The organism is Corynebacterium sp. AOP36-E1-14 (genome assembly GCF_052377495.1).
In the GTDB taxonomy this organism is placed as follows: domain Bacteria; phylum Actinomycetota; class Actinomycetes; order Mycobacteriales; family Mycobacteriaceae; genus Corynebacterium.
Genome location: NZ_JBQSWV010000003.1, coordinates 39,976 through 51,947, shown reverse-complemented (window position 1 = coordinate 51,947; position 11,972 = coordinate 39,976). Strand labels below are relative to the sequence as shown.

General features: G+C 70.4%; 13 protein-coding genes. 3 read left to right on the top strand and 10 right to left on the bottom strand.

Features of this window, described 5'->3' with window-relative positions:
• Positions 1 to 12: 12 nt before the first annotated feature.
• The 6 genes from ACT3TD_RS02250 to ACT3TD_RS02225 form a co-directional block, all read right to left on the bottom strand.
• The gene (locus ACT3TD_RS02250) at positions 13 to 942 is read right to left on the bottom strand and encodes a Sir2 family NAD-dependent protein deacetylase (protein WP_301442574.1); all 930 of its coding nucleotides are present in this window, start codon (positions 940 to 942) and stop codon (positions 13 to 15) included.
• Between the two features lie 10 nt (positions 943 to 952).
• Complete coding sequence (locus ACT3TD_RS02245) at positions 953 to 1,753, bottom strand: DUF1266 domain-containing protein (RefSeq protein ID WP_441579426.1); 801 nt, start codon at positions 1,751 to 1,753, stop codon at positions 953 to 955.
• A gap of 122 nt (positions 1,754 to 1,875) precedes the next feature.
• Entirely contained in the window at positions 1,876 to 3,393 is a 1,518-nt protein-coding gene (aspA, locus tag ACT3TD_RS02240; protein WP_301442572.1) for an aspartate ammonia-lyase, read from the bottom strand.
• Between the two features lie 43 nt (positions 3,394 to 3,436).
• Positions 3,437 to 4,282 (bottom strand): ATP phosphoribosyltransferase, encoded by an 846-nt coding sequence (gene hisG / locus ACT3TD_RS02235; RefSeq protein ID WP_301442576.1) that lies wholly within the window; start codon positions 4,280 to 4,282, stop codon positions 3,437 to 3,439.
• Positions 4,283 to 4,323: 41 nt separating this feature from the next.
• Complete coding sequence (locus ACT3TD_RS02230; RefSeq protein ID WP_301442571.1) at positions 4,324 to 4,587, bottom strand: phosphoribosyl-ATP diphosphatase; 264 nt, start codon at positions 4,585 to 4,587, stop codon at positions 4,324 to 4,326.
• A gap of 56 nt (positions 4,588 to 4,643) precedes the next feature.
• The gene (locus tag ACT3TD_RS02225; RefSeq protein WP_301442570.1) at positions 4,644 to 5,336 is read right to left on the bottom strand and encodes an HAD family hydrolase; all 693 of its coding nucleotides are present in this window, start codon (positions 5,334 to 5,336) and stop codon (positions 4,644 to 4,646) included.
• A gap of 48 nt (positions 5,337 to 5,384) precedes the next feature.
• Between ACT3TD_RS02225 and ACT3TD_RS02220 the strand changes: the two genes are divergently transcribed.
• Complete coding sequence (locus ACT3TD_RS02220) at positions 5,385 to 6,233, top strand: thioesterase family protein (RefSeq protein ID WP_301442569.1); 849 nt, start codon at positions 5,385 to 5,387, stop codon at positions 6,231 to 6,233.
• A gap of 14 nt (positions 6,234 to 6,247) precedes the next feature.
• Here ACT3TD_RS02220 and ACT3TD_RS02215 read toward each other — a convergent pair whose 3' ends face one another.
• The 3 genes from ACT3TD_RS02215 to ACT3TD_RS02205 all read right to left on the bottom strand — a co-directional run bounded on the left by ACT3TD_RS02215 (position 6,248) and on the right by ACT3TD_RS02205 (position 8,764).
• Positions 6,248 to 6,631 carry a hypothetical protein gene (locus ACT3TD_RS02215; protein WP_301442568.1) on the bottom strand — a complete coding sequence of 128 codons (384 nt, stop codon included), beginning with the start codon at positions 6,629 to 6,631 and terminating at the stop codon, positions 6,248 to 6,250.
• Positions 6,628 to 7,875, bottom strand: a complete 1,248-nt coding sequence (gene mshC, locus ACT3TD_RS02210) for a cysteine--1-D-myo-inosityl 2-amino-2-deoxy-alpha-D-glucopyranoside ligase (RefSeq protein WP_301442567.1) — start codon at positions 7,873 to 7,875, stop codon at positions 6,628 to 6,630. Before mshC ends, ACT3TD_RS02215 begins: the two co-directional genes overlap by 4 nt.
• 61 nt (positions 7,876 to 7,936) lie before the next feature.
• Positions 7,937 to 8,764, bottom strand: a complete 828-nt coding sequence (locus ACT3TD_RS02205) for an undecaprenyl-diphosphate phosphatase (RefSeq protein WP_301442575.1) — start codon at positions 8,762 to 8,764, stop codon at positions 7,937 to 7,939.
• 170 nt (positions 8,765 to 8,934) lie between these two features.
• Here ACT3TD_RS02205 and ACT3TD_RS02200 point away from each other — a divergent pair, with 170 nt between their 5' ends.
• Both ACT3TD_RS02200 and ACT3TD_RS02195 read left to right on the top strand, forming a co-directional pair.
• A complete protein-coding gene (locus tag ACT3TD_RS02200) occupies positions 8,935 to 10,077 on the top strand; it encodes a hypothetical protein (protein WP_301442566.1) in 1,143 nt (380 codons plus the stop codon).
• 24 nt (positions 10,078 to 10,101) lie between these two features.
• The gene (locus tag ACT3TD_RS02195) at positions 10,102 to 11,208 is read left to right on the top strand and encodes a quinone-dependent dihydroorotate dehydrogenase (protein ID WP_301442565.1); all 1,107 of its coding nucleotides are present in this window, start codon (positions 10,102 to 10,104) and stop codon (positions 11,206 to 11,208) included.
• 27 nt (positions 11,209 to 11,235) lie between these two features.
• Here the strand turns inward: ACT3TD_RS02195 and ACT3TD_RS02190 are convergent, their stop codons facing one another.
• Positions 11,236 to 11,790 carry a YbhB/YbcL family Raf kinase inhibitor-like protein gene (locus ACT3TD_RS02190; RefSeq protein WP_301442564.1) on the bottom strand — a complete coding sequence of 185 codons (555 nt, stop codon included), beginning with the start codon at positions 11,788 to 11,790 and terminating at the stop codon, positions 11,236 to 11,238.
• Positions 11,791 to 11,972: the final 182 nt, after the last annotated feature.

Sequence of the window (11,972 nt, the reverse complement as noted above, 5' to 3'; positions counted from 1 at the left end):
TCGCCTGAGCGCTCAGGAGAGGTCGAGGGCGTCCAGCAACGAGAGGAACGCCGGGGCCACCGGGGTGCGCCAGAGCACGTCGGCGCGGCGGTCGGCGCGCCCCGGCCCGCCGTTGACCACCGCGACCGTCTTGCCCTGGCGTGCGGCGTCCAACGCCAGGCGGTACCCGCTCATCACCGCCAGCGACGAGCCGACGACCAGCAGGCTGGACGCCGTGTCCAGCATGGAGTCCGCGCGGTGCTTTCGTTCGGCCGGCACCGGCTCACCGAAGTAGACGACGTCCGGTTTGAGCAGGATGCTGCCGCACCGCCGGCACCCGGCCATGCGGAACTCGCGGACGTGGGCCTCGTCGAGGCTCACGTCGCCGTCCGGGTTGACCTGCGAGGCGTCCAACCGGATGCTCTCGGCGTAGCCGGGGTTGAGTTCCTCCAGCCGGGCGTCCAACGACGGACGGTCCTCGAGGTGCCCGCAGTCCAGGCAGATCACCCGCGCCAGATCCCCGTGCAGGCTGAGCAGGTTGTGCGAGCCGGCCGCGGCGTGCAACCCGTCGACGTTCTGGGTGACCACCCCGGTGACCAGACCCGCCTGCTCAAGCTCGACGAGGGCGTAGTGGGTGAGGTTGGGCCGTGCGGCGGCCATGCGGCGCCAGCCGACGAAGGAGCGTGCCCAGTAGCGGTGCGAGGCGTCCGGGTCGTGCCGGAACTCCTGGTAGGTCATCGGACGGTGGCGGGTCAACGACCCGGACGGGCCCCGGTAGTCCGGCACCCCGGAGTCGGTGGACACCCCGGCGCCGGTGAGCACCAGCGCCGGGGTGGCGCGCAGCTGCGCGGTGAGCGCCTGCAGCGCCTCGTCCGGCGGGGTGGGTGTGGCGGTCTCGTCGACGACCCGGGCGATCGAGCGCAGTGCGGACCGGTGGACCGGGGTCACGAGGTCAGGGAGCATGCCCGCCAGGCTACCCCTGCAGGTCCAGGCGGAACCACGGCGAGTCCGGGTGGTTCAGCGCCACGGCGGTGTCGTGGACGAAGCGGTGGCAGGAGTCGTCCAGGCGCCCGTCGGACACCGCCCGGCCGACGACCACACCGTCGGCGTAGTCCGTCCAGCTGCCGTAGGCGTCCCGCGCCATCGCCAGGGCGCGGCCCAGGGGTGCATCGCACTGCTCTTCGGTGAGCAGTCCCCCGCCGTGGGCCAGCCACAGCAGGTGTACGGCGACCGAGATGTCCCAGGCACAGATGTCCTCCGGCGGGGTCGGGGTAAGGGCCTGGTACGCCTCGGGCTGCAGGAACGGCACGACCACGTGGTGGTGGTCGGCGTCCACCGGCCCCAGGACCGTGTGGGCCGCCGGACGCTCGGACCATGCGGTGGCGCACAGGTCGGCGAGGACGCCGTGCTGTGAACTGTAGGCCGGGTCCCCTGCCGCGGAGAGCCGGTCGGCGACGGCGTCGAGGGCGTCCTGGCCGGAGCGGATGCCGAAGACGCGGGCCAGGTGGTGGCGGTGGGTCTCGCCCGGGTCGACGACGAAGATCTTCTGGAACCCCGCGTTCGGGGGGTGTGCGGCGGCGGGGCCGTCGACCATCCTGCCGTCGGCGAGTCCGTGGGGCAGACTGAGTGCCCAGGCACGGGCGGAGTCGTCCGGTCTCCCCTTGTCCCGGACGACGGCGATATCACGCAGTGACCAGGGAACTTCCCCCAGGATGGTGCGGTAGCTGAGTGTGGTGGTGTCGGTGGTGCTGGTGCTGTCAGCGGGGTATGTCACGCCCATGATGTTAGTCATGAAAACTAACCTCGTGGGCGGCCGTGCGGGATTCACCCCCCGCGTGGGGACACCCGGGGAACACCCCCGGTGCCGTGGCAGGGTGCCGTGGCGGGTGTCGGGGCTCAGTTGTCGTAGAGCGTGCCGCGCCACACCGGGTGCAGCAGGTTCTCCTTGCTGAGCACCTGGTCGAGCGTCTCGGCGTCCAGCAGCTCGCGCTCCAGCACGACCTCACGCACCGACTTGCCCGTGCGTGCGCACTCCTTGCCGACCAGGTCACCGTTGTGGTGGCCGATCAGCGGGTTGAGGTAGGTGACGATACCGATGGAGTGCTCGACGTAGGAGCGGCACACGTCCTCGTTGGCGGTGATGCCCACCACGCACAGCGTGCGCAGCGTGGTGCAGGCGCGGGCGAGCAGACGGATCGACTCGAACAGGGACTGCGCGATCACCGGCTCCATCACGTTGAGCTGCAGCTGGCCGGCCTCCGCGGCCATCGAGATGGTCACGTCGTTGCCGAAGACCTTGAAGCAGATCTGGTTGACGACCTCCGGGATCACCGGGTTCACCTTCGCCGGCATGATCGACGACCCCGCCTGACGCTCCGGCAGGTTGATCTCGTTGAGCCCGGCACGCGGACCCGAGGACAGCAGGCGGAGGTCGTTGCAGATCTTCGACAGCTTCATCGCCACACGCTTGACCACGGAGCTGGCGTTGACGTACGCGCCGGTGTCGCTGGTGGCCTCGAGCAGGTCGTTGGCGGAGACGATGTCCAGGTCGGTGACCTCACGCAGCGCCTCGATGACCTCGGCGCGGTAACCGGTGTGCGCGTTGACGCCCGTGCCGATCGCCGTACCACCGAGGTTGACCTCCAGCATGAAGCCGGCGGCCCGGTCGAGCTGGGCCTGCTCCTCCGACAGGTTCTGGGCGAAGGCGGTGAGCTCGTCGCCCAGGCTCACCGGCACGGCGTCCTGCAGCTGGGTGCGGCCCATGGTGATCACGTCGCGGAACTCGTCACCCTTGTTCGAGAAGGCGCGCTCCAGCGCGCTGAGGTGGCGGATCAGGTCCTGGAAGGCGGTGTGGATGCCCAGCCGGAACCCCGTCGGGTAGGCGTCGTTGGTGGACTGGCCCATGTTGACGTCGTCGTTGGGGTTGATCACGTCGTAGCTGCCCTTGGGCTTGCCCAGGTACTCCAACGCCAGGTTGGCGACGACCTCGTTGACGTTCATGTTCGTCGACGTGCCCGCACCGCCCTGGTAGACGTCGATCGGGAACTGGTCCATGCAGCGGTGGTCGAGCAGGATCCGGTCGCAGGCCCAGACGATCGCCTCGGCCTTCTCCGTCGGCAGGGTGTGCAGCCGCTGGTTGGCCAGCGCCGCCGCCTTCTTGACCTGCACCATGCCGCGGATGAACTCCGGCAGCTGGTTCAACGTGGTCCGGGAGATCTGGAAGTTGTCCACCGCACGCAGTGCGTGCACGCCGTAGTAGGCGTGCTCGGGCACCTGCATGGTGCCGAGCAGGTCCTCCTCGGTGCGGAAGGTGTCCGCGGCATGGGCGCTGAGGGAATGGGTCTCAGCAGCCGTGATCAGCTGAGTCGAGGACGTGACCGGCGAAGACTCGGGCCGGTACTCGGGGACGGTCATGGGAGGTCGTGGCCTTTCGGGAAAGGGGGGTTGGAGGGTCAGATCAGATTCGTGCGATGCGGATGTCGCTGGCGAGGATCGCCTCGGCACCCAGCGCCGAGAGATTGTCCATCAGGGTGTTGGCGTCCTTGCGCGGCACCATGGCACGCACCGCCACCCAGTTGTCCTGGGCCAACGGGGCGACCGTGGGCGCCGACAGGCCGGGCGTGACCGCCGCGGCCCGGTCGAGGATGTCCCGGGAGCAGTTGTAGTCCAGCATCACGTAGTTGCGTGCGTGCAGGATCCCCTCGATGCGCTTGAGCAGCACCCGCTGCCGGTCGTCGACGGGGGCACCGCGACGCCCCACGACCACCGCCGTCGAGCTGATCACCGGGTCGCCGAAGGGACGCAGCCCCTGCTGGCGCAGGGTACGGCCGGTGGAGACGACGTCGGCGATGGCGTCCGCCACGCCGAGGCGGATCGAGATCTCCACCGCGCCGTCCAGACGCACGACGGTGGCGTCGATGCCGCGGGACTGCAGGTCGCGGCGCACGAGGTTGGGGTAGGACGTCGCGATGCGACGGCCCTGCAGCCCCTCCACCGTCCACTCCTGGTCGGCGGGCGCGGCGTAGCGGAAGGTCGAGTCGCCGAAGCCGAGCTCGAGGAGCTCCTCGGTCTCCTCACGGGTGTCCGCGGCCAGGTCCCGGCCGGTGATGCCCATGTCCAGGTGGCCGCTGGCCACGTAGATCGCGATGTCCTTGGGGCGCAGGAAGTAGAACTCGACGCCGTTGTCGGCGTCGACCACGGTCAAGGACTTGGAGTCGCCACGGCCCGGGTAACCGGCCTCGGAGAGGATCTCCGTGGCGGTCTCCGACAGCGACCCCTTGTTGGGGACCGCGACCCGCAGCAGGTCGGGCTGGTTGTTCTCTGGATTGCTCACGCCGCCGCCTCTCAGAGGAACTTGTAGATGTCGGCAGGGTTCAGGCCGCGGCCGACCATCACGACCTGCAGCCAGTAGATCAGCTGGGAGATCTCCTCGGAGAGCTCGTCGTCGGACTGGTACTCCGCGGCGAGCCAGACCTCACCGGCCTCCTCGACGATCTTCTTGCCCTGGAAATGCACCCCAGCGTCGAGTGCCTCCACGGTTCCGGAGCCGGCGGGACGATCCGCGGCACGCTGGGACAGTTCCTCAAACAGGGAGTCGAAGTTCTTCACGGCACTCATTCTGTCACAGACCAGCACCCGCGCGCCGACGCGGTCACCCCGACCGCTCACCCCACCCGGGCGCGACCGAGCTGTTCCCAGAAGCCGCGCAGGTCGTCGATGACCAGTCCCCCGAGATTCGGCTCCCCGCCACGCAGCACCGCCACCGGCACCGCACCGTCCGGCACCACAGCCCCGTCCGCGGGAAGTCCCACGACCCGGCACCCCGCGGCGACCGCGGAGGTCATGCCGTTGGTGGAGTCCTCCATCACCAGGCAGTCGTCGGGGGCCAGGCCGAGCCGGTCGGCGGCCAACAGGTAGGGCGTCGGGTCGGGTTTGCCCGTGGCCACCTCGTCGCCGCACACCGAGTCGACGAAGAACTCGTGGCCGATCGAGCCCAGGGCCTGGTCCGTCAGCGAACGGAAGGTGTTCGTGACCACCATCATCGGCAGACCGGCCCGGTGGCCCTCGGCGAGCAGCCCGCCGACGCCCGGACGCAGTTCCAGCCCCTCGGCGAAGAGGGCGGAGACGTGGTCGTAGAGCCAGGTGATCCACCCGTCGACCTCGTCGTCGGTGGGCTCCAGCCCCGCCCACCGCGCCACCAGGCGCACCGTCCCGTCCGCGGTGCCGCCCACCGTCGTGGCCCGGACCTCCGGGGTCAGTTCACGGCCCATCGCCGCGGCCATCGCGTACGTCGCCTCACCCCACAGCGGTTCGGTGTCGACGAGTGTGCCGTCCATGTCCCAGAGAATCGCCTTCATGCTTCCCATCATGCCCGCCGGGACGACCGGCCGATACAATCGCCCACCATGACCTCCGTCACCCCAGACATCTCCACCCCCGCCCACTCCACCGACGCCTACTTCGAGCCCGCGGCCGTGACCACCGACGACCTCGGGGCCACCTGGACCGACTACGTCGCCACCGCGCACACCGTGAGCCCCTGGGGCCCGGACCTGCAGCACGGCGCTCCCCCGTCCGCCCTGGTCACCCACGTCCTCGAAAAGGCCGCACCGCAGGGAGGGCGCCTCGTGCGCGTCACCACCGAACTGCTCGGCGCCGTGCCGGTGGCACGGTTGCGCACCACCGCCAGGGTCGTGCGCCCGGGCCGGCGGATCAGTTACCTGGAGGCCGTCGTCACCGACACCTCCGGCCGCGAGGTCGTGCGCGGCAGCGCCTGGTGGATCAGGACCACCGACACCACCGCCGTGGAGAACCCGCAGGTGCCCAGCGCCGCGGAGATGCTCCCCCGTGACCGGTGCGCCGACGCCACGGAGTTCCTCGAGGCCTGGGCGAGCCCGTACATCGACACCATCGAGATGTACGGCTCCGGACGCCAGGCCTGGATACGCAGCACGATCCCCGTCGTCGCCGGTGTCCCCGACTCCCCCTGGACCTCCCTGATGGCCGTGGCGGACGCCACCAACGGCGTCGACCGCGTCCTCGACCCGCGTGAGTGGCAGTTCATGAACACCGACCTCACCGTGTCGCTGCACCGCCTGCCCGGGCAGGGGTGGGCCGGCGACGGGTGGACCGGGGTGCAGGCCGAGGCCAACCTGGGACCCGACGGGGTCGGGCTGACCATCGGACGCCTCCACGACGCCCGTGGTCCCCTCGGCTCGACCAGCCAGTCGCTGCTGCTGCAGCCGGCCGGGTGATGTAGCTCCCCCGGCTACTCCTGCTCGATGATGCTGTCGAGGTCGTCGAGCACCTCGTGGGAGTCCGCCCCGACCTCCTCGCACAGCACGGTCACCAGCGCACGGAAGTCCTCGACCTCCTCGTCCTCGTAGACCGCGTCGGCGTGCCGGTCGCTGAGGGCACGCAGTGCGTCGTGCGCGGAGATGACCTGCAGCACGACCTCCCCGGTCGGGTCGGCGCGCACGCCGGCGACCAGGCGGTGCAGGATCTCGGCGGACTCGTCCACCACGGACTCCGGGAACGGAGCCTCCCAGAACTCCCGGTCCTCCTCGCGCAGGTAGCTGCCGGTGGCCATGGACCGCAGGTTCCCGATGAACTCCTGACGGGCCGCGTCGGTCGCGGCGACGAACTCGTTCACAGTGCCACCCCCAGCAGGGCCGCGCACACGGTGCGCAGCGTCGGTGCGTCCGGTTCCGGTGCCCCGTCACTCCCGGCATCGCCCCAGGCGACACACCAGGAGTCGAGGAGACGCAGGACGCCCGGGGTGTCCAGGTCGTCGGCCAGCGCGGCGCGCACCGCGGTGACGGTCCCGGCGTCCACCGCGGCGTCCGCCGCCGTGCGCCAGTGCGCCAGGCGCCGCTCGGCGCGGGCGAGCACCGCGTCCGACCAGTCGCGGTCGCGGCGGTAGTGCTCCTCGTAGAGGCCCAGGCGGATGGCCGCCGGGTCGTGGCCCTGCGCGGTCAGGCGGGAGACGAACACCAGGTTGCCCAGCGACTTGCTCATCTTCGTGCCGTCCAGACCGATCATGCCGGTGTGCACGTAGTGCCCGGCCATGCGCTCCACGCCGTGCGCGGCCTCGGCGTGGGCCGCGGAGAACTCGTGGTGCGGGAAGCGCAGGTCACTGCCGCCGCCCTGGACGGCGAACGAGGAGCCCAGGCGGTTGGTGGCGATGGCGGAGCACTCCACGTGCCAGCCGGGTCGTCCGGCGCCGAAGGGCGAGTCCCAGGCGGGCTCGCCGTCGCGGTGGGCGCGCCAGACCAGCGCGTCCATCGGGTGCCGCTTGCCGGGACGCTCCGGGTCTCCGCCACGCTCGCCGAAGAAGCGGGCCATCGTCTCGGAGTCGTAGCGCGACTCGTAGCCGAACTGTTCGGTGAAGGTGTGGTCGACGTAGACGTCGGGGAAATCGTCTTCGAGACGGTAGGCGGCACCGGCGGTGACCAGGCGCTCGACCATGTCGATGACCTCGTCGACCGACTCCATCGCGCCGACGTAGTCTCGCGGCGGGACGACGGAGAGCGCCGCCATGTCCGAGCGGAAGAGGTCGATCTGGCTGTCGCCGAGCTCGCGCCAGTCCACCCCGTCGCGCTCGGCCCGCTCGAACAGCGGGTCGTCGACGTCGGTGATGTTCTGCACGTAGTGCACGCCGTGACCGTTGTCGAGCAGCTGGCGGATCGCCAGGTCGAAGGTCACGTAGGTGGCCGCGTGGCCGAGGTGGGTGGAGTCGTACGGGGTGATCCCGCAGACGTAGACACCGACCTCGCCGGCCGGTGTCAGGGTGCCGGTGTCGACCGGCAGGACGTGGTCGGCGGCGGTGTCGTGGAGAGTGAGCGGGACACCGTCACCGGCGAGGACGGGGACGTCGGGGGTGGGCCAGGAACGCATGGGGCCTGAGTCTAGTCACCCCGGGCCCGGCGGTACGCCACCGGTGGGGCCGGTGCGTGGATCAGGCGTTGATCATGCCGGTGGCCAGCAGGATCAGCACGATCACACCCACCGGGATGCGCCACAGGGCGAACCAGGCGAAGGAGTGGTTGGCGACGAACTTCAGCAACCAGGCGATCGAGACGTAACCCAGGACGAAGGCGATGGCGGTGCCCACGACCAGCTGGGGCGCGCTGGCGGCCTGCCCGGCGGCGGGGTCGAAGGCGTCCGGCAGGCTGAACAGGCCGGACGCCAGGACGGCGGGGATGGCCAGCAGGAAGGAGAAGCGGGTGGCGACCTCACGGTCGAGGTTGAGGAACAGGCCGGCGGACACCGTCGCACCGGAGCGCGACACCCCGGGGATCAGCGCCAGGCACTGGGCGAAGCCCATGAGCAGGGCGTCCTTCATGGTGAGCTTGTCGTAGCTGCGCTGGTGGGTGCCGACCTTCTCCGCCCAGATGAAGACGAAGGAGAACAGGATCAGCACGATCGCGGTGATCCACAGGTTGCGCAGGTTGTCGCGGATGAGGTCCTTGGCGAGGAAGCCGATCAGACCGACCGGGATCGTCGCGGCGATGACCATCCAGCCCATGCGGTAGTTCTGGTTGTCGCGCTTGGCCGGGTCGAAGACACCGGCGAACCAGGCCGACAGGATCATCCAGATGTCCTTGGCGAAGAACACCAGCACCGCCAGCTCGGTACCCAGCTGGATCACGGCGGTGAAGGACGCGCCCGCGTCCTCCCCCCAGATCAGCTGGGAGACGATGCGCATGTGCCCTGAGGAGGACACCGGCAGGAACTCGGTGAGCCCCTGGACGATCGAGAGGATGATGGTCTGCAACCACCCCATGTCGGTGGTGGTGACGACGTCGCCGGCGTCGGAGGCGAGATGTGAGGAAAACTCCATGGCTGACGAGAGTACCCTGCCGCGACCCCGCCATCACCTCGCCGTCACTTCGCGACAGCCCCCCGCCCCGACACAGGCCGGAGTCCCGCACCGCGTGTAGTAGCGTGATTGGCGTGAGAAGCCTGTTGACACAGCCGCGGATGAGCCCGGCCAAGCCCCTGACCGTCGCGGCCCTGGCCATGGTGCCGCTGGTGACGTTGTCGGGGTGCGCCGAGCAGATGATCGGGACCGACGGTTCCGACGACGGTGACGGGGAGACCGTGGTCGGCGTCGCCGCCAAGCCGCTGGAGTCCCCCGACACCGACGCCTCCGACGTGACGGGCACGCTCGACTCCGGCGAGGCCCTGCTGGGCCTGGTCCGCGCCGGCGTGGGGACGTCCGTCACCGAAGACTCCCCCGCCCTGGTCGCCGCGCTGGAGCAGGGGCGGCTGGTGATCGGCCCGCTGGAGGACGTGGCGTCCGGCTCCGCACCGTCGGTGGACGTCGACGACACGTGCACCACGGTGACCGGTGCGGTCGACGGCGTCGTGCTGGGCTGTGGGACGACCGTGCGCATCCTCGACGCCGAAGGCCAGGAGGTGCGCAGTCTCGAGGCCCCCGGCGAGGTGACCGCCGCCGCGGTGCACCCCGACGGCAAGGTGGCGTTGACCGTGGAGTCCGACAGCGACGTCCACTGGTTCGACGCCGACGGCGAGGAGACCAGCTCCGAGGACATGACCGCCACCGGCAGCGACATGCAGCTGGTCGGCAACACCCGCAACGCCGACAACGAGGACGACGCCGACAACGAGGACGCGGAGTGGCGCGCCGCGCTCATCGACGCGCAGCAGACCAGCGTCACCGACATCGACATCGCCGGCGAGTCGCGCGTGGCCGCGCTGCGCATCGGCCAGGGCGTGGGGACGGTCTCCGCCGGCACGCAGCCCGACGGGGTGCTCGTCGCCTCCGACGCCCGTCGCGGACAGGCACTGGTCTACACCCTCACCGACGTCATCCGGCACACCCAGGCGGTGCCCACCGGTGAGGGCGCGTGGGCGGTGCTGTGGGACTCCGAGCGTGAGGTCATGTGGGTGTCCACCACCGGCGACAACACGCTGACCGGCTACGACCTGTCGACCGGCACACCGGAGGAGGTCGGCAAGGTGCCGACGACCTCGGACGTGCGCCACATCATCGACGACGGCAGCGGCGACCTGCTGCTCGTCGCCGCCGACGGGACCCGTGAACTCATCCCCGCCGACGACCTCCCCAGCTAACCCTCCCGAGAGGACACCAGACTCATGACCACCTTCCGTGCCTTCCGCGGGGCCGTCTACGACTCCTCACTGCGCGTGCTGTTCACGCTGCGGGCCGAACGCATCCACGGGCTGATGACGTCCGCACTGTCCGTGGCCGCCCGGTCCGCCGCGGCGCGCGCGGCACTGCGCCGCTGCCTCGTGGTCACCGACCCGGTGCTCGCGCAGACCGTCGCCGGGGTCCGCTTCCCCCGCCCGCTGGGGCTGGCCGCCGGCTTCGACAAGAACGCCACCGAGGTCGACGTGTGGGGCCCGCTCGGATTCGGTTCGGCAGAGGTCGGCACCGTCACCGCGGTGCACCAGCCGGGCAACCCGACCCCCCGCCTGTTCCGCCTCCCGGCCGACCGGGCGCTGCTCAACCGGATGGGCTTCAACAACGACGGTGCACTGGCCGCGGCCAAGCGCCTGGGAACCCGGGTCTCCCCCGAACCGGTGGGGGTGAACCTCGGCAAGACGAAGAACACGCCCGTGGAGTGCGCCCCCGGCGACTACTTCGAGTCCGCCCGCGCCGTCGACGACGTCGCCGACTACCTGGTGATCAACGTCTCCTCGCCCAACACCCCCGGGCTGCGCGACCTGCAGGCCGTGGAGAGCCTGCGGCCGATCGTGGAGTCCGTGCGCCAGGCCAGCGACCGGCCCCTGTTCGTGAAGATCGCCCCCGACCTCACCGACGAGGACGTGGACGCGGTCACCGACATGGCCCTGGAGTTCGGCCTCACCGGTCTGATCGCCACGAACACGACCATCAGCCGGGACAACCTCGCCACCGGCGCCTCCGACGTGAAGGCGCTCGGTGCCGGCGGGATCTCCGGCGCCCCGGTGGCAGACCGGGCGCTCGAGGTGCTGCGGCGTATCCGGCAGCGCGCCGGCGACCGTCTCGTCCTGATCGGCGTCGGCGGCATCGAGACACCGGAGCAGGCGTGGGAACGCATCGGCGCCGGGGCGACCCTGCTGCAAGGCTACACCGGCTTCATCTACGGCGGCCCCGACTGGATCCGGGACATCCACCTCGGTATCGCCCACCAGGTGCGGCAGCACGGTCTGACGAACCTCTCCGAGGCCGTCGGTGCCGAACTTCCCTGGAAGGACTAGCCGAACTGCCCGGGGGCGGTCGGTCGTCTAGTTCTCGGCCCAGCCCCAGAGCAGGCCGCGGGCGGTGGCCGTGAAGTTCAGGTTGAATCCGAGGATCGTCGGGGTGGAGCGGTCGTTGATCTCCAGGAACTGCGGGAGGGCGTGCACGGCGAAGATGTAGCGGTGCGGACCGTGCCCGGCCGGGGGCATCGCACCGTAGTAGCCGCGGCTGCCCGAGTCGCCGCGCAGCGCCATCGCCCCGTCCGGCAGGCCGGCCAGCTCGGCGTCGCCCGTGCCGGCGTCCAACGAGGTGACCGAGGCCGGGATGTTGAACACCGCCCAGTGCCAGTAGCCCGACGTCGTCGGCGCGTCCGGGTCGAAGCAGGTCACCGCGTAGGACTGCGTACCCTCCGGAGCCCCCGACCACGACAGCTGCGGGGAGACGTCGCTCCCGCCGAGCTGGTCGCCGGGCAGACGGTCACCGTCACCGAAGTCCGCGCTGGAGACCTCCAGGCGCGGCAGGTCGGTCAGCGGGGCGTAGGGGTCCGCGGCGGGGAACCGGTCGTCGAGGTAGGTGGGCTGGTGGTGGGTCTTGTCACTCATGGCAACCAGTATGCCGCAGTGTTTCGTACCCCGCAGTAAGACTCTGAAGTCATAGCCTGTGGTGGCCCGACCTGTGCCCCGATATACGCGCCGGCCTGGGCATTCGGCACAGATTTGTCACCGCGGCACCGACTCGTTATAGTTACCGGAGTGCGACGGACACAGGGTTGGATATCAGCCGC